Origin of the sequence: Nocardia sp. NPDC050713 (assembly GCF_040654315.1) — a bacterium.
Taxonomy (GTDB): Bacteria; Actinomycetota; Actinomycetes; order Mycobacteriales; family Mycobacteriaceae; genus Nocardia.
This window is the reverse complement of sequence record NZ_JBFAHS010000004.1, coordinates 279817-297981: the sequence shown is the minus strand read 5'-3', so window position 1 is coordinate 297981 and position 18165 is coordinate 279817. Positions and strand designations below refer to the sequence as shown.

Here is an 18165-nt window from a genome sequence, read left to right as displayed (position 1 = left end):
CATGACTTATCGCGTAGTGCAATGGTGCACCGGCAATGTCGGCCGCCACGCCTTGGCGGGCGTCATCGCCAACCCCGACCTCGAACTGACCGGCGTGTGGGTCTCCGGCCCCGACAAGGCCGGGACGGACGCGGGCGTCCTCGCCGGGCTGGACCGTTCCGTCGGCGTCGCCGCCACCAACGACGTCGCGGCGATCCTGGACGCTCGGCCCGACTGCGTCGTCTATTGCTCGATGACCGACAATCGGCTGCCGGAGGCGATCGAGGACCTGCGGGTGCTGCTCGCAGCGGGCATCAATGTTGTCGCGTGCGCGCCGGTGTTCTTCCAATACCCGTACGGCGTGCTGCCCGACGAGCTGCTGAAGCCGGTGCAAGAGGCTGCGGCGCAGGGCAATTCGTCGCTGTGGGTGAACGGCATCGACCCCGGATTCGCCAACGACCTACTGCCGCTGGCACTCGCGGGAACCTGCCTGCGCATCGACCAGCTGCGCTGCATGGAGATCGTCGACTACGCCAGCTACGACAACCGCGCGGTCATGGTCGACATCATGGGCTTCGGCAAACCACTGGACGAGACGCCGATGTTGTTGCAGCCCGGGGTTCTCTCCTTGGCGTGGGGCAGCGTGGTGCGCCAGCTCGCCGCGGGTGTCGGAGTGAAGCTCGACGCCGTCACCGAGAGCTACGAGCGCGTCCCCGCGCCCGAATCCTTCGACATCGCCACCGGCCACATCGCCGAAGGCACCGCCGCCGCACTACGTTTCGAGGTGCGCGGCATGGTCGGCGACCGAGTCGTCACGGTACTGGAGCACGTCACCCGCCTCCGCCCCGACCTCTGCCCCGACTGGCCCCAGCCCGCCCACCCAGAAGGTTCCTACCGCGTAGAACTCACCGGCGACCCCAGCTACACAATGGATCTGGTGACCTCCAGCCCGCGCGGCGACCACAACTACGCGACACTGCTCGCGACCGCCATGCGGATCGTGAACGCGGTGCCCGCGGTGGTCTCGGCCCCTCCGGGAATTCTCACCGCACTGGACTTGCCGTTGATCACCGCACCGGCTACGAGGACCTGATCGAGGTTCCTGCGCCCCAACGTCTCTCGGTCTGGTGTCAGCCGTCGAGGGCGCGAACGAGTTCGTCGGATTCGGAGTCTGCTCACCAAGCAAAGCCATCCACACGCTGTGTTCCGGATCGCTGGTTTCTGAGCAGGGCTCGAAGCCAGGGGCGCCTACCGTTACCGTTGCACGATGGGCAGGATGCCGCAGGGCGGGGAGGCGATGTCGAAAGAAGTTGGCGGGAAGCAATTCCGGCCGCCGGAAGACGCGCAGAAGCTGAGCAAGCAGTCGATCGCCGAGGCGAAGGCGGCGTTCGCCGAGCTCGATAGACGTGCGGGGCGTCGTCTGGCTCGCTACCACGAGGAGGATTTGGTTCCGCCAGGCGCGGGCACGCTGGCGGTAATGCCACGCCGGGTGTACGGCGACCGGTCTGTCGATCAGTGGCCGGGCAGTGCGGACGAACAGGCAGCGCTGCAGGTTCGCGCCGAAACCGAGCGCTACCGCCAGCACCGGATTCGAATCGCGTTGCAGTGGGCGAACATACCAGCGGCGACACGCGCCGGATACAGCGAGGCAGGCGTATGGGAACTCGCTAAGCGGAACGCGTCTTTCGCCGCGGATGTCGATGACCTCGCCAGCCAGCTCAACGCGGCCGGGCTTCCGGCACGGCCCGGCGCGGTCTGGGACCGGCGCACGGTGAGTGAGGTCATCGGGCTGCTGTGGCCGCAGGAGCGGGCCGGCGCGTGGCCGCGCGGGGAACTGGGCACGTATCCGGGCTATTCGGGCCCGTTGCGCGACAAGCCGGGATTCACAACCCAGTTCTCGGTGACCGCACCACAGCGCGGTAAGTTCCGGTGCTTGCGATGCGGCGCGCAGTGGCCTGCCGGGTGGCCGGATACCGGTGACGGTTTCAGGGACATGCGGTGTCCAGATTGCCTGACTCCCGGCGGGGGCAGCGGCAGCCGCGACACCGAGCACAGCATTATCGACTTGCATTGGATGATGGACCGATTCGCACCGCACCCGGTGATTCCGTGTTCCACCTGCGGCGCTGCGCGCGAGCTGGTGCCACGCGGCTACAGCGGCCCGGAACGGGTGCTGTACTGGACTTGCAAGCACGGGGACGCTCTCAGCCGCGACGAGCATTTCATGACGTCACTCGAACGCGCGGAGTGGGAATCGATGGCCGCCCACTATGCGTACTGGCTGGCCGTCGACATGCTCCGGCTGGCGTACTACAGCGGTGAGGTCACAGACCTCCCCATCGGTGCCACCTACGTTGCCCGAGACGGCAGCGGTGAACGGTGGGTCTACCGGCCGGGCGGGTGGGAACGGTGCGACAGCGACACTACTACCGCTGCGTCGAATCCATTTCCCTATCGACCGTAGTCGAATGGTGGTTGGGGAGTTGACGCAGTGCGGGCGAGATGGTCGGCGATGGCGCTCATGCCCGTTCGGGTGGTAGGAGCTGGCGATGGTGGCGATGAGACCGACGTCTGGTGCGTCAGAGTCGAGGGGGCTGTTGAAGCCGTAGGTCCAGGGGGTCGCGGCGCAGGCATGGTGGTCGTCGGCGTTCGGAGCCGCCACGGTCGTCGCGCCGGTCTCGAGGGCGGCGGCGCGGGACGCGGCGACCAGGCCTTCGTAGGCGCGTCGCGCGGCTTTCGCATCCGATTGGGAGAGAGGCACTTTCGTGCAGACGGTGCCGTCACGATCCACAACTGGCAGGTATTCGACGAGCAGGACGGTCGCGTTCGGCGCTTTCGACTGGACGGCGCGCACGACATCGGCGATCGATCCTTGTACCCGTTCGAAATCGGCTGCGGTGGGCTCGGCGGAATCGCCGAGGACGCTCGCGCAAAGCTCCGAGGCGAGGAAGGAGACGGCGGGGAGCGCGCCGACGAGACCGGGACCGCAACTGCGCGCGATCATGCCGCCGATCAGGCCGAGGTCGTTGCCGCCGACGGTTATCGTGACCAGTTCGGTGTCCGGTGTGACCGCGCCGATCTGCGGCGGCATCACCGGCCCGACGGGCAGGCGCTGTGGCTCGTCCAGGATGTTGGCGGTTGTGGCGCCGGAGCAAGTGACGTCGAGTCCCTCCCTGGACACCATGTCCGGCCCCGGGCAAATCGGCGGCGGAATCGTCTGCTCGGATCCGGCGCGTCTGGAGTTCGTCTCTCAGCGATCCAGGGTCGCGCTCAAATGACCAGCGCCTCGAGCGCACGATCCACGTCACTCTCGTCGTTGTAGAGGTGAAACGCGAACCGCAACGCCCCCGCCCTGGCCGACACGACGACATCCGCCCTCTCCAACCGCGGCGCGAGATCGGCGGCGCCGGGAACCACGACGATCGCCGAACGACCCGGCCCCGGTTCCCGGCCGAGCTCGGCGAGGCCCGCACGGAAACGGTCGGCCAGATCCAGGTTGTGCGCGTTGATCTTCTCGACGGTCAGCTCCTCGATCAGGCTCAGACCGGCGGACGCGGCGACGACGCCCAGCCAGTCGGGTGTCGCGTCGAAGCGGCGTGTCGTGGCGGCCAGCGCGCGTGGATCGTAGAGCTCGGCCCATCGGTCCTCGGCCGCGTACCAGCTCGGTCCGATCGGACGCACGTCGGCGGCGGCCTCGGGTGTGGCGGCGAAGAACGCTGTGCTGCGCGCGCCGATCAGCCATTTGAAGGTCGCGCAGACCCAGTAGTCGGCGTCGGCGAAATTCAGCGGTAGCCAACCGGCGGCCTGGGTGGCGTCGACCAGCAGCCGGGCGCCGTTGGCCGCGGTGGCGACGCGGAGTTCGGTTAGATCGGTGATCCGGCCGTCGGCGGACTGCACGACGCTGACCGCCACGAGCGCGGTCTCTGGTCGCACCTGCGCGGCCAGCTCCGCCAGCGGAACCACCCGCACCGCCAGATCGCGGCGATGCACGAAAGCCATGGACACCGAGGCGAATTCGCCCGTCGCGAGCAACACCTCCGCGCCGGGTGGCAGCGCCGCGGCCACCGGACCGACGAGCCCCGCGACGCCGCTGCCGAGCGCGATGTGGTCCGGCTGCGCGCCCGTCAGCAGCCTGGCGAACTTCGCGCGCAGCTCGGGCACCAGCGCGTCATCGGTCATCGGGCCGCCCCTTCCCGCGGCCCAGCGGGCGTTGGCCTCGGCTGTCGCGGTCAGCGCCCGCCGGGAAGGCAGTCCGTACGAGGCGGTGTTGAGATAGGTGGTCTCGGAACGGAATTCATTGGGCGCTAACGAGGACATGTTGTGCAGCATGCGACGGCGATTCCATTCCGTCCAGCGCCAGCAGCCCGAAAGTGGACCGTTCTGTGCGAGGGAGCCTCAATGCCTGTCAGCGAGTAGTGCCCGCCGCGCCTCGTTGCACAGTCGGCCCGGGAGGCGTTCGGGCGCGAGGATCGCCCTGTGCCGCGCCCTGGCCTCGGCCGGACCGAGGCGGGCGAGCGGCGTCTCGCGGATCAGGTCGTGGGCGAAGGCGTAGCGGTCCTCGTCGTTGATCATGAGCCGAGCCCGCACGGCGGTCGCCAACAGGTCGGTGGAATCGGCGCGGCCGGTGGTGGCGGCGAGGGCCGGAGCGGTGAACTCGCGACCGAGCAGCGCCGCGGTGGTCAGCGCGTCGACCGCCGCCCACCGTTTCCCGCAGCAGCGACCGCCGGATGGTCCCGGCCGATCAGCGGGATTGCGGGCACCCGTCGCCTCCTCGATGGTCTCCGACGAGACTATCCGCAGGGACCGATCGGGCGAGGCGGACTCAGCTCGGGAAGGCGCCCGCGCCGGGGGCCGCGCCGGTGGCGATGGGCGATCCGCTGGGCCGCAGTGCGGCCGCGTCGAACGGGATCACCGAGCTCGGCCGGTTGCTCGCCCGCACGAGGGGCTGAAGCAGCGAGGCCGGATCGAACCCGGCGATAGGGGAGACGACCGGTGCGGACTGCGGCCCGAGGCTGCCCACGTAGAGCTTGGTGCCGTCGGCGGTGAAGCCGACCGAGACCGGCGCGTCCACCGGGACGGTGCCCGTCACGCGATCGGCCGCCACGTCGACGACCTGGACCGCGTTCGCGCCCGGCGTGGCCACCAGCAGCCGATCGCCGTCCGGACTGAACGCACCCGAGACCGGGGCGCTGCCCGCCGGGAGCGCGATGGCGCCGAGCCGCTGCCAGGACGCCGTGTCGATCACCGAGACGTTGTCGCCGAGCGCGTTCATCGCGTACAGCTTGCGGCCGTCGGGGGATACCGCGGCGAACGCGGGCACCGAGCCGTCGATCTGAATGCGTTCGCCGAGCTGGAATCCGCTCTCGGGGTCGAACGCCGCCGCGGTCGAGTCGGCGAACACCGCGTAGAGGCGTTCACCGTCCGGCGCGATGGCGGCGGCGAGCGCGAGCGACGGCAGCGGCATCGACCGGACCAGGGTGTTGGATGTCGTGCTCAGCACGTCGATGGACGGGCGGGCGGTGACGACGTAGACGAGGTCCCGGACCGGATCGGTGATAGGTCGCGTCATGCCGTCGGTGCCGCTGATCGGGATGCGGGCGGTAACGCTGTCGGTGGCGCGGTCGATGACAGCTATGTCGTCGGCGCCGATGAACGGTGGGTTGAACGCCTGAACGTAGAGGTGCTGTCCGTCCCGCGAGGCCGTCACCGCGGAGGCCTGCGGTCCGACTCCTTCGACTCGGCCCACGATCCGGTCGGTCGAGGTGTCGACCACGACCACCGTGCCCTCGCCCGCCACCGGGATGTAGGCCAGCGGCCCGGTATCGGCGGCCCCGGCGGTCGGCGCGAGCAGCGACAGAGCGGCTGCGGCGAGCGCCAACGCGCGCGACGATCGCCGCCGGAACCGGTTTGCCATCGTGGGACCTTTCTGGTGGGTATCCGAACGGACTATTCCGCGTAATCGCCGCCGCCGCAAGCGGTTGCCGCGCTACCGGGGCGTATTGGTCCGGATTTCGCGTGTTCCGGTGTTGTTCGGAGGCGCCTCAGGCCTTGTCGGCCCACATGTTGCTGAGCAGTCGGTGACTCGGTGTGTCGGCGAGCGACTGGCTCGACTCGTAGATCCGTCGGTAGCCGGTCTCGGTGATGCGCCACCGCCCGTCGGTGTCGCGGCGGTAGCGATCGGAGTAATACCCCGCGCCGCGGATCAATACACCGTATTCGGTGGCGATGACGGTGTCCTCGAAGGCCCACGAGCCGGTCGCGGTGTCGCCGTCGACGGTGATCTCGGGGTGGTTGGCGATGTGCACGGTGAGGATCGCTGGTCCGACGTTCTGGCGCATGAAGTCGGTGATCGCTTCGCGGCCGTCCAGGACGAGCGGCTCGCCGAGCGCGTGCGTGCCGTACCGCCCGACCGCGTCGACGGCGAGGGTGTCGGCGAACTCCGCCCAGAGCTTGAGATCCAAGGTCCGGAAGTACCGGTACTTCAGCTGGCGCACGGCTTCGACGGCGGCGAGATCCATCCGCTCAGCCTGGCACGACACGACCGGCTGGACAAGAACGTGTTCTCATTCGTGGCCGGGGTGATTCCCGCTCCCCGAATGGGTAACCGACATGCGGGTGCGGAACCGATCCGCGCCCACTGCCGTGCACATCCCCGTCACGAGGAGGAGCCGTGACCGAGACGCCCGTGCCCGCCGATCGCCCCGCCGAACCGTCGGTCGACCAGCGGCATGCGCTGCAGACCGCCGCGGCCCGCCTGGAGAAGGAGTTCGAAGGCGTCGCGCCCGACGCCGCCATCGAGCAGTTCCTCCAAGCCGCCTACGACCACATCGCCGACGACGCCACCTTCGACAACTTCCTGCCCCTGCTCGCCGAGCGCTACACCCGGGAATGGCTGCAGGCGTTGGCCGAAGCCAAATCCTCTGCGTAGGTCACGCTCGTAGCCGAGCGGCCAACCCCGCGACGCCGGGACCAGTCAGCCGGTCCAAGGCCGCTTCGCGTCCGGTCGCGAGCAGCAGCAGCGCGGAGACCGGTCCGGCGACTTCCGGTCCCGCGCCCGCGTGCCAGCCGGTGTCGGTCGCGGTGAGGCGGTAGCCGGACAGCTTCCGTCGCGCATGGAACGGCCAACCCATCGTCCACACCCGGTCCAGCGAGAAGCGCGCGGCGGCTACGGGCATCTCCCGGTGCAGGTCGAGCGGGACGGCGATGTCTTGGCCGTGCACCAACAGGTCCATGAGGCGGTCGGCGGGAGTCGTGCCGACCGGGGTGAAGCGGGAATCGATGGCGCCGCGGAGTTCGGCGAGCAAGTCCTGCGGGCTCGACCTGTCGGCGAGCCGGACGGCGGTGTCGTGTGTCAGGCGGTTGATGTCGCCGCGGGCACGGACCAAGTTCACCAGAAGCGCGCCGAGGGTCGCGCTGCTGGACAGCACCACGTGCGCCACGACGTCCGCGACCCGCCATCCCGCACACAGCGATGGTCGCTGCCACGCGGATTCTGGTAGCGCCGTGAGCATTTCGGCCAGTTCGGTGCGCTCGCGGGCGACGGCGCGCCAGATGTCCTCCGTCATCGTTCTCTCCTTCCGTACGGGTCCGGGATTCGGCCCGGGCGTACGGTAGGAACTCCAGTCGGGTGGAGGTTCAAGGGACTGTGAGCGGAGACACACGGCGGCGTGAGATCGGTATCGGCGAATTGGCCGAAGCGACGGGGCTTTCCGTGCGCACGGTCCGGTTCTACAGCGACGAGGGGCTGGTGGAGGCGCGACGCAGCGCGGGTGGTCATCGGCTGTTCGAGGCGGGCGCGGCGATCGAGCGGGTGACGACGATCCGCAGGCTGCGTGCGCTCGGGCTGGGGCTCGAGGCCATCGGCGATGTCTTGAACGGTCGCCGGTCGTTGGACGATGCGGTGGCCGAGGAGCGGGACGTCGTGGAGCGTTCGTTTCGCGAACTATCCTGGCGGCGTGCGTCTTTGCGTGCGGTCGAGGCGGCGGCTCCCGGTGAGCGGGAGGCGACGCTCGCGATGCTGGCGGGCGCCGCGGACGGCGGGACCGCCCACGACGCGCTGGTGCGTTTCTGGCGTGGAATTCTCGCTCCGATGGCGGTGGAGCAGTTCGACGGGCTCGTGTCGATGGATATCCCGCCGCCGCCCGTCGATCCGGGGGTGGAGCAGGTACTCGCCTATGCCGAGATGACCACGCTGGTCGCGGACCCCGCGCTGTATAGGGCTGTGCGGCAACAGATCTGGCGTACAGGTCCCGTGCGCGACCGGCGCGGGCTGCTGGACGGCGTCGGGGAAGCGTGTGGTGCGGTGATCGCGGTGCTGACCGCCGGAGATCGTCCGCGCCCGGGCGCCGAACTCGACCGATTCGTCGCCGCCCACGCCGAGGCGCGCGATGTGTGCGACACCCCGGCTTTTCGGCGGCAGTTGCTCGTCGGCGCCACGGACGCGGATCAGCGCATCGACCGGTACTGGGCGCTGACCGAAACGGTGACCGGCACACCCATAAGCACTGGGCGCGCGCATGGTTGGCTGTTCGAGGCGCTCCGTCAGTCGGTGTCCACCGACGGGTGGGCGCGCCCGACCGATGGTTCGTGACAGACGGACGGAAGCGGATCCGCGCCGCTGATTCCATTCGGCACCATCATTGGGTGATCGCGCCAACAACGCCCGCACCAGCGGCTCGAACTCACCCTCGACGCGAGCGGATGGCGCGGGGTACGAGCGGGGGCGGGGTCGACCGGTGACCGTGGCCAGGGCTTCGGCGAGTTCGATGCCGGAGTCGTGTGGGTGACGGTGGCTCCGAGACTCGAGGAGCCCGGTCATCGGCAGCGCCGAGATCGGCCGACGGGCCTCGGAGGAGAACCCGAGCAGCGTCTGGGCCACCGCGGCGCACACTCGCGCGGGGACGGTCAGCGCCGCCGTCCTGCCCGTCTATCGGGGTACTGCTAACTCGTGGTCAATCTTCGCCACCGGTGCGGCCGGAAGGGGCTCGATGTCGTTTGTCGAACGACGGTCGACGACCCTTCGCCTATGCGCGCCAAAGACTTCGGGTCCACTTGCCTGGCGACTCCGGCTACTGGTCCGTTGTCCATCAACGCATTCGGGGCTACATCCGGTGTTGTCCGCGGGGCGCGCGCACGCTGATGAGCGGCGGTAGGTGACTTCGAGCCCTTCGTCGGCCTCCCCCATGCCGCCTCTCCTGAGCGCACTGTTCGAACAGGGTCCATTCGGATAGGAATTGTAGATCCGAGTCGAAAACTGTTGTGTGCCAGATCGAATGGTTCCCACCGCCCAACCGCGCCCTGTGATGGATGATTCAAGATTTGACTACACGGCGAACTGGCGAGACCCGAAACCGCCTCTGTCCGAGACGATTTGAGCAAATCGGCAGCGACTCTGCGCTGCGGTCGACTGGTCCGGAGCCGGCGATCCATCGAAAGACGCGCTCACGGTACGACTCTCGCGCAGTCTTTCGAACGCGAATCTTGAACCTCAGCAAACATCATTCGCTGAGCAATCAGCTACCAGTCGGTAACTTTGGTTAATTTTGTGCATGCCCATAGCAATTGACGCCAAACCAGGGTCGTCGTATGTTGCTCGTCACAACTTTGGCGTGATGTTGGTTGGCGGCACATATGGCGGATGATGGGTATGGCCTACGGGCCCTACTGACGCGGGCACTACGTCGGATTCAGGAGTTGGAGGCGGAGCAGCACGCGCACGAACCGATCGCCGTCGTGGGGATCGGCTGCCGGTTCCCCGGTGGAGCGCAGAGTCCGGATAGCTACTGGGACCTGGTGATATCCGGGCGCGCCGCCATCGTCGACGTGCCCCCGGATCGGTGGCCGATCACCGATACGGCGCAGCCGAGCGGGCTGCGCAGGGCCGGTTTGCTCGACGCGTCGATCGACGCGATCGACGCCGAATTCTTCGGAATCGCGCCGCGGGAGGCCGCCGCGATGGATCCGCAACAACGTCTTGTGCTCGAAGTCGCCTGGGAGGCAATGGAAGACGCTGCGATTTCGCCCGGCAGCCTAGCGGCGGCCAGAACCGGCGTCTTCTTGGGCGTCAGCTGGCAGGAGTACCAGCGGACCATCACGCCGGACTGGGTGCGGTCGGTCGACGCGCACACACTCACCGGAACGATGTCGAGCATCGTTGCGGGACGGGTGGCTTATTTGCTCGGCTTGCGCGGTCCCGCCGTTGCTCTCGACACCGCCTGTTCGTCGTCCCTGGTCGCCGTGCACCAAGCGTGTCGCAGCCTGCGTTCGGGGGAGTGCGACGTCGCATTGGCCGGTGGCGTGAATTTGCTGCAGTCCGAACTGACTTCGGCGGCGCTGTCCCGGATGGGCGCGCTGTCAGCCGATGGCCGGTGCCGGCCGTTCGACGCACGGGCGAACGGGTATGTGCGCGGCGAGGGCGCGGGCGTGATTGTGCTCAAGCCGCTTTCGCGGGCGATCGCGGACGGCGATGAAATACGTGCACTCATCCGAGGCTCGAGCGTGAACCACGATGGCCGTTCGATGGGACTGACCGCGCCGAATCCCGTGGCACAGCGGGAGTTGCTGCGTGAGGCCCTCGCCGACGCGGGTTGCGACGCGGCGCGGATCGGCTATGTCGAGACCCACGGAACAGGAACCCCACTCGGAGATCCGATCGAAATCGAAGCGCTGTCCGAGGTTCTGGGTGCGCCGCGCTCCGACAACTCGATGTGCCTGCTCGGCTCGGTGAAGTCGCAGATCGGACATCTGGAAGCGGCCGCGGGGATCGCGGGACTGATCAAGACCGTACTGCTGTTGCAGCGGGGCCGGATCCCGCGCCAGCACGAATTCGACACGATGAACCCGCGAATCGCGCTCGACGGTACGGCATTGGCGGTGCCGACCCGCGATGTCGAGTGGCCGGAGGCGGACCGGCCGCGGCTGGCCGGTGTGAGTTCGTTCGGGTTCGCCGGGACGAACGCGCACGTGGTACTCGAGGCGGCGGCCGCGGTCGACGAAATCGGCACCACCGCTGAAACGCCTGCGGTGCTTGCTTTTTCGGCCCGGACCGCCACGGCCCTCGAGGCACTCACCGCGCGGTACGGTTCGCTGCTGGCCCGCACGGAGCTGCCGCTCACCGACATCGGCGCCACCGCGACGCTCGGGCGAGCGCACTTCGCGCACCGGCGTGCGATCGTCGCATCGACCTCGGCCGAGGCGGTGCGTGGACTCGCGGCGCCGCAAGGGCGCACCGGTTTGCCCGAAGATCGGCGAAATCCCCGGGTCGCCATGCTGTTCACCGGTCAGGGCTCGCAGTACGCGGGCATGGGCGCGCCGCTGTACCACCGTCACCCGGACTTCCGGGCGGCCGTGGATCGCTGTGACGACATCCTCGGTGTGCTGCCCGGTGGCCTGCGGCTGCGGTCGCTGCTGTTCGAAGTGAGCGACGAGGTGCTGACGCGCACCGAGTACGCCCAGCCGGCGCTGTTCGCGTTCGAGTGGTCGTGCGTCGAACTGTGGGCCGCGTGGGGGATTCGCCCGGATGTGGTGCTCGGGCACAGTCTCGGCGAGCTGGTGGCGGCGACGGTGGCTGGAGCTCTCGACCTCGAAGAAGGGTTGCGGCTGGCGGCCGAGCGTGGGCGGCTGATGCAAGCGGTACCGCGGCGGGGCGCGATGGCCGCGGTGTTCGCCGCGGAGGGCGAGTTCACAGATCTGCTCGGTGAACTCGCGTCGAGCCTGTCGGTGGCGGCTGTCAACGGGCGGCGGCAGTTCGTCGTCTCGGGCACGGAGGCCGCCGTACAGCGAGTCCGAGACGTGGCTGCCGAGCGTGTCATCCGTACCGTCTCCTTGCCCGGCACGACAGCGTTCCATTCGCCAGTGCTCGACCCGATTCTCGACGACTTCGAAGCGAAGGTGGCCGAGCTGGTGACAGGGGCGTCCCGGGTCACCTCGATACCACTGGTGTCCAATGTGACCGGAAAATCGATCGAGGCCGCAGCTATGGATGCGGGGTACTGGCGCGAACATGCGCGCGCAACGGTGCGTTTCGCGGAGGGAATACAGGCGGTAGCCGACTTCGGCGTGGACGCGTACCTCGAAGTGGGGCCGCATCCGGTGCTGCTGGACTTCGGGCGACAGGTGGATCCCGAGGCGATGTGGCTGCCGAGCCAGCGGCGCTCCTCGTCCGACGACACGATGATCCTGACGAGCCTCGGCGAGATCTACTGTGCCGGAGCGGATATCAACTGGGCAGCGGTGGTACCGGAGGGGGCGCGGCGACGGAACGGACTGCCGACCTACCCGTTCGAACGGGAGCGGCTGGCGTTGCCGCTGAGTGCCGATGCGTCGACGGACACCGGGTACCTCGCCGAACATCGGTTCCAGGATCGGCCGGTAGTGCCCGCGGCATATCTGGCGTGGGCGGCACTGCGGGCTGCGGGAGCAGACCATGAGCTGGTCGATTTCCTTGTCGCACAGCCGGTTCCGCTGGAGCAGCTCGCGGCGCCGGTGGTCGACGCCACGGGCGATCGGATCGATATCAGGTTCTCCGTCGAAACCGGGAAAGCGGCGGCTGTTTCCGCGTCGGCGGTGCGCGCCGAGCCGCCGCGGCCGGAGAGCATGGACGACCTCGCCGCGGCCGAACGCGGCGACGCGGCGGAATGGGACGTCGACGAGTTCTATCGGAACTGCGCCGAGGCGGGCCTGACGTTCGGCCCCCGTTTTCGCTGGATCAGACAGCTGCGCGCCGGTGGTCATTTCATGCTGGCCGAGCTGTCTCGCCCCGTCGAGCTGGCCGGCGAACCTGAGGCGCTGCTGCCGTGTCTGCTCGACGCCGCCGTGCAAACCGGCCTCGCGTTGGTGACCCGGCAGGGGGATTCCGGCCAATTGCCGGTCGGTATCGGCAGATTGCGCGTCTACCGCACGGACGAGGTCGAGACGGCGTTGGCGCTCGCCACCCGCACCGGACGAACGAATCGGGTCCGGGTCTTCGATACCGACGGCGACCTCATCTGCGATATCGAAGATGTGTGGTTCGCGAAGACCGGATTCGGTCGAACGGCGCACGATCGGGCCGTCATGCCCACCCTGATCCATCTCCCGAGCTGGGAGCGAACGATGGTCGAACCCGGTGTGGCCGCACCGGATTCGTGGCTGATCATCGGGACCGGTGAGCAGGCCGATCGGCTGGCCGAGGCGCTTCGCGCGGCGGGTCACCCGGCCGTGGCGATCGAGCGGACGGCCGACCGGGCCGCCATCGCGGGGATGCTCGCCGATGGCGGTCGGGCGGTTGTCCATCTCGGTGACGCCGAAGCGGACGACAGCGCGATCACCGCGCGTATCGAAACCGAGCTCGCCCTTGAAGTCGTACAAGCCCTGGCCCGAAACGCGCACCACGGACCGCTGTACCTGGTCACCACCGCTGGCGTCGCGGTAGCGTCGGATGAGCGAGTGCGTCCGGCCGCGGCCGCGCTGTGCGGACTCGGGGCGGTGGTGCGTACCGAACTTCCGGAGTTGCGCTGCCGTTCGATCGATCTGCCGGATCGCGCTCGATCCGATGACCGCCGGCTCGTCGCGGAACTCCTCGCCGCTGCCGCCGATCCCGCGATCGCGCTGCGGGGACGGGATCGCTATTCGCCACGCGTGGTGGCGCCCGCCGACGTAACAGGACTGGACGGCCTTGGCGCCGCGGAGCGCGACAACGGGCTTTATGTGCCGCGTCTCCCGGAGTTCCGCGGCGCTACGGAACTTCACAGGACCGCAGCATATTTGATCACCGGCGGGCTCGGTGCGTTGGGTCTGCTCGCGGGCCGCGTACTCGCCGAGGCAGGTGCCGGAACAGTGGTGCTGGCGGGCAGGCATAGTCCGAATGCGCAGGCCGCGGCGGTGATCGCGGATATCGCGGCGCTCGGCGCGCGGGTCGAAACGGTGCTGGTCGATGTCGCTGATCGAGAGGCGCTGTCTGCCTTGATTTCCCGATTCGGTGGCGAGCTTCCTCGGCTTGCCGGGGTCGTGCACTGTGCCGGGGCGCTGGACGACGCGCTGTTGATCGAGCAGTCGCCCGAGCGGGTGCGCCGGGTATTCGTGGGCAAGGCGCTGGGTGCCTGGAATCTGCACGAGCTCACCGCTGCCCATTCGCTCGACCTTTTCGTGCTGTTCTCCTCGGTCAGCGCCACCGTTGGCATCGCCGGACAAGGGAACTACGCGGCCGCCAACGCCTATCTCGACGCACTCGCCCGAGTCCGGATCGCCAGTGGCCTGCCGGCCCTGAGCATTCAATGGGGGCCGTGGGCAGGCACCGGCATGGCACGCGGCCTGAACGCGGCGGCCCGCCGCGCCTGGGAGCGCCACGGCGTGGCACAGCTCGATGTCGAGGACGGAGCGCGAACCCTGAAGTCGCTGTTGGCCGTTGACGGCGTCGTAGCGGTCTACCCGTCCTCCACCTCGAGCCCGCCGCCCGACGCGACCCAGCCGGCCGCGGCCACCCGACCGATGGCGGCCACGCAAGCCGCGCACCCCCCGATGCCGGACTTCCTGACGGTGGTTCGCGCCCATGCCACCACCGCGCTGGGCCGCAAGACACCGGTCGCCGACCGCACGCCACTGCGCGAGTTCGGCCTGGATTCGATGATGGCAGTGGAACTTCGGAACACCTTGTCCTCCGAACTCGGGGTCCGGCTGCCCGCCACACTGCTCTTCGACCACCCGACTGTTGCCGCCGTCGCGGACGAAATCGCCCGGCTCGCCGCCGAACAGCCCCTGTCACGCGCAACCGCCGTGGCAGTGCACGACCTCGACCGCACCGCGACGTTCGCCGCAGCCGAGGAAGCCGAGTCCGCGACAGCGACGGATGAACTCGAGGATCGCACCACGACCGCGACCCTCGGAGCCGATCGGCGCACCGCCTGTGCGCAGCCGGAACAGGGCGGGCGGCCCGAGGTTGCGGGCCCGCGGGAGCAGGATGTCGCCGGATCGAGTGAGTACGACGACGCGATCGCGATTATCGGGATGGGATGCCGGTATCCGGGCGGGGTCCGGGCGCCCGGGGACCTATGGCGGCTGATGTCGGAGAAAGTCGACGCCGTGACCGAGGTTCCCGCGGATCGGTGGGATGTCGAGACGTACTTCGATGCGGATCCGGATGCCGAGGGGAAGACATATACCCGGTGGGGCGGGTTCGTCGATGGTATCGAAGAGTTCGATGCCGGGTTTTTCGATATTTCGGTCGGCGAGGCGCGGATGCTCGATCCGCAGCAGCGGTTGTTGCTCGAAACATCCTGGGAAGCATTGGAGCACGCGGGGTATCCAGCCGACCGGCTGGCGGGCAGTCGTACCGGAGTGTTCGTCGGTTTGATGTCGACCGACTACGCGGAGCGGATGGCGCGGGCCGACGTGGCGCCGAATGCTTGGTTCGGCACGGGGAATCTGGCGAGTGTCGCTTCGGGGCGGCTGTCGTATTTCTTCGGCGCCAACGGTCCGAGTCTGACCATCGATACCGCGTGTTCCTCGTCGCTGGTGACCGTGCATCTGGCGGTGCAGAGCCTCCGGCGCGGGGAAAGCGATCTGGCGCTGGCGTGCGGTGCGACCGTGGTGCTGACACCCTCGCTCGACATCTACTTCGCGCGGGCGCGCGGGCTGGCCGCGGACGGGCGGTGTAAGAGTTTCGATGCCCGCGCCGACGGTGTGGTGTGGAGCGACGGTGCGGGAACGCTTGTGCTCAAACGATTGTCGGACGCGCGCCGCGATGGCGATCGGGTACTTGCCCTGGTGCGGGGCTCGGCGGTCAATTCCGATGGCCGCAGCCAGGGCTTGAGCGCGCCGAATGGGCCCGCGCAGGAAAGGGTTATCCGGGCGGCGCTGGCGGACGCGACGCTGACGGCGGCGGATATCGACTATGTCGAGACGCACGGCACGGGAACGGCGCTCGGCGATCCGATCGAAGTGAACGCGCTCGCCTCGGCGCTGACCGGCGAACGGCTCGGCAGCGCACCGCTATTGATCGGCTCGGTGAAATCGAATATCGGGCACACCCAGGCCGCGGCCGGAATCGCCAACATCATCAAGGTGGTCGAGTCCATGCGACACGACCGGATTCCACCGTCCCTGCATTTCCGGTCCGGGAATCCGCACATCGATTGGGACGACATCAATGTGCGGGTCGTCGCCGAAGAACGGGCGTGGCCGCGCTCGTCACGGCCACGCCGGGCGGGGGTGAGCGCGTTCGGTATCAGCGGGACGAATGCGCACGTGGTACTCGAAGAACCCCCTGCTGTTTCGCACGCCGACACTCCCGACGATGCGGGCGAGCACCTGCTGGCCCTGTCCGCGAAGAGTGCGGACGCATTGCGTGGCCTGGCCACTCGATACCTGGATTTCCTGACCGCACACCCCGACACCGGACTTCGTGACCTCTGCGCCTCGGCGAATACCGGCCGCACGCATTTCGCCGCCCGAGTGGCGATCGTCGTCGACACCGCCGCACAACTGCGCGCGGCCCTCGAGTCGGTGGCGACCGGGAGCAGCGCCGCAGGCACGGTCGCGGACCTGGCCACCGGCTCCGGCGAGTCGGCGGCGACAGCGCGTCGGTACGTCGAAGGAGCCGATATCGATTGGCACACACTGTATTCCGAACGACCATGGCGGCGAATCGAACTGCCGACGTATCCGTTCCAGCGGAAGCGGCATTGGCTCGACCTCGGGGCCTCGCGGCCGGTCGATGACCTCGCGCCCGACGATCGGTCATTCCCGCGGTCGGTCCATGACCGCGCCCCTTCGCGCCAGGTCGACAATCCGACGCGCCCAGGGTCGGTCGATGACGTTGCGCCTGCACCGCCGGTCGGCGGGTTGTCGACCAGGGTGTTGGTGGTCGAGCCGGGGATGTTCAGTGGCCATCGGTTGCACGGTGTGCCAACGGTTCCCGCCGCTTGGGTGGGCGCGCGACTCGCCGGGATCGCGGCTGAACTGCCCGGCGCCGATCGGTGGGAGGTCACCCGGCTGAGGCTGACCTCGCCGCTCGCGGTCCGGTCCGCCGGTGCGGTCGAGGTGCGGATGGAGCCTGCGGCGAGCGGATACGAAGTGCGGTTCCTCAGTGACTCCGGCGGCGGTGAACCAACCACCTTCGCTCGGGCGGCGTTGCGGGCGATCGGCGGCGATGCGGGGTCTGTTCCGTATCGCGGCGGCGACTACGTCGACAGCGCGGAGGCTCTCGCGGTCTGGCCTTCCTACTACGACCGGGTGGCGGAGCTGGGTCTGTGGTTGGGCGAGGACTACCGGTGTGCCGCCGCGTTCCGGCGGATCAGCGCCACCGAATCCGAGACCTCGCTGCGGTCGTTCGCTACGAGCGAGTCGGGTTCGCTCGATCCGGTTCTGCTCGACGCCTGTTTGCACAGCATCGTGTTGACCGCCGATCCGGACGGGCTGTTTCTGCCTGCTTCGATTGATCGAATCACGCTGTCCAGCAGTGCGGTTGCCGTCGGCGACCGTCTCCGCTGCCACGTTCGGGTGACCGATCGCAGCGAGCGAGTGATCGCCGGTGACGCGATGCTGATCGACAGTGCCGGACGCACGATCGCGACGATCGGCGGCGCGTGCCTCATCGCGGCCGCGGGTACCGACACCCCACGGGTGGGGCGAACCTCGGGCGTGCGCGTGGAGTCCGCTGGTCCCGAGCAGGCGGCAGCCCAGGTCGATCGGCTGCTCCATCATCTCGAGTGGACACCGATCGGTGAACAGTTCTCCACAGGCCAGGACTCGGCAGGTCGATGGCTGGTGTTCAGCGACGGACCGGCGGGGGATGCCGTCGCCGCCGGGCTGTCGGCGCGGAATATCCGGACACGCGTGGTTCGCCCGGAAGATGTTCTCGGCCGAGGGCTGTCGGTCGATCCCGCCGAGGCGAACCTCGAGGAATTCCTCGCCGGAGCACCGCTGGGTGGCATCGCCTACGCGTGGACCACCGGTTCCGCGGCGGTCCGGGTCGGCACGGTGCTGCGACTCGCTCGCTCGCTGGACGGTGTCGGTCGCGTGCCGTCCACGCTGTGTTTGTTCACTGTGGGTGCCCAACGCGTCTCGAACTCCGACCGCCCCGACCCCGAGCAGGCATTGATGTGGGGGCTGGGGCGCGCCCTCGCCACGGAGCATCCCGAATTCGGTTGTCGGTTGGTCGATCTGGAGGCGGACCGTGCCGTCGACGTGGCGCTGGTCATCGATGGCTTG

10 protein-coding genes (1 of these 10 only partly in view) are annotated in these 18165 nt (G+C 68.6%); 4 read left to right on the top strand and 6 right to left on the bottom strand.

The features are described from left to right. The first annotated feature begins 1 nt into the window (after position 1). On the top strand, positions 2-1072 hold the full coding sequence (locus AB0H49_RS10310; RefSeq protein ID WP_357249591.1) for a diacylglycerol kinase: 1071 nt from the start codon (positions 2-4) through the stop codon (positions 1070-1072). Positions 1073-2209: 1137 nt separating this feature from the next. On the opposite strand, the gene AB0H49_RS10305 is transcribed toward AB0H49_RS10310, so the two are convergent. The 5 genes from AB0H49_RS10305 to AB0H49_RS10285 all read right to left on the bottom strand — a co-directional run bounded on the left by AB0H49_RS10305 (position 2210) and on the right by AB0H49_RS10285 (position 6497). Beyond that, positions 2210-3163 (bottom strand): SGNH/GDSL hydrolase family protein, encoded by a 954-nt coding sequence (locus AB0H49_RS10305; protein ID WP_357249588.1) that lies wholly within the window; start codon positions 3161-3163, stop codon positions 2210-2212. 86 nt (positions 3164-3249) lie between these two features. Then, entirely contained in the window at positions 3250-4296 is a 1047-nt protein-coding gene (locus tag AB0H49_RS10300; RefSeq protein WP_357249585.1) for an aminotransferase class V-fold PLP-dependent enzyme, read from the bottom strand. Positions 4297-4374: 78 nt separating this feature from the next. Next, positions 4375-4551 carry a hypothetical protein gene (locus tag AB0H49_RS10295; RefSeq protein ID WP_357249582.1) on the bottom strand — a complete coding sequence of 59 codons (177 nt, stop codon included), beginning with the start codon at positions 4549-4551 and terminating at the stop codon, positions 4375-4377. A gap of 250 nt (positions 4552-4801) precedes the next feature. Beyond that, the gene (locus AB0H49_RS10290; RefSeq protein WP_355002782.1) at positions 4802-5893 is read right to left on the bottom strand and encodes a YncE family protein; all 1092 of its coding nucleotides are present in this window, start codon (positions 5891-5893) and stop codon (positions 4802-4804) included. 127 nt (positions 5894-6020) lie between these two features. Next, the gene (locus AB0H49_RS10285; RefSeq protein ID WP_357249578.1) at positions 6021-6497 is read right to left on the bottom strand and encodes a nuclear transport factor 2 family protein; all 477 of its coding nucleotides are present in this window, start codon (positions 6495-6497) and stop codon (positions 6021-6023) included. A gap of 152 nt (positions 6498-6649) precedes the next feature. On the opposite strand from AB0H49_RS10285, the gene AB0H49_RS10280 reads away from it, so the two are divergent. Further along, complete coding sequence (locus AB0H49_RS10280) at positions 6650-6907, top strand: three-helix bundle dimerization domain-containing protein (protein ID WP_355002780.1); 258 nt, start codon at positions 6650-6652, stop codon at positions 6905-6907. A 1-nt stretch (position 6908) separates the two neighbouring features. Here the strand turns inward: AB0H49_RS10280 and AB0H49_RS10275 are convergent, their stop codons facing one another. Next, complete coding sequence (locus tag AB0H49_RS10275) at positions 6909-7544, bottom strand: maleylpyruvate isomerase family mycothiol-dependent enzyme (RefSeq protein WP_355002779.1); 636 nt, start codon at positions 7542-7544, stop codon at positions 6909-6911. A gap of 80 nt (positions 7545-7624) precedes the next feature. Between AB0H49_RS10275 and AB0H49_RS10270 the strand changes: the two genes are divergently transcribed. Then, positions 7625-8569, top strand: coding sequence for a MerR family transcriptional regulator (locus AB0H49_RS10270; protein ID WP_357249574.1), 945 nt, complete (start codon positions 7625-7627; stop codon positions 8567-8569). A 1103-nt stretch (positions 8570-9672) separates the two neighbouring features. Continuing rightward, a protein-coding gene (locus AB0H49_RS10265; RefSeq protein WP_357249571.1) for an SDR family NAD(P)-dependent oxidoreductase crosses the window boundary here: on the top strand, positions 9673-18165 show its start. It continues 13056 nt past the right edge of the window; the window shows 8493 of its 21549 coding nt (coding positions 1-8493); it begins with the start codon at positions 9673-9675; its stop codon lies beyond the right edge, outside the window.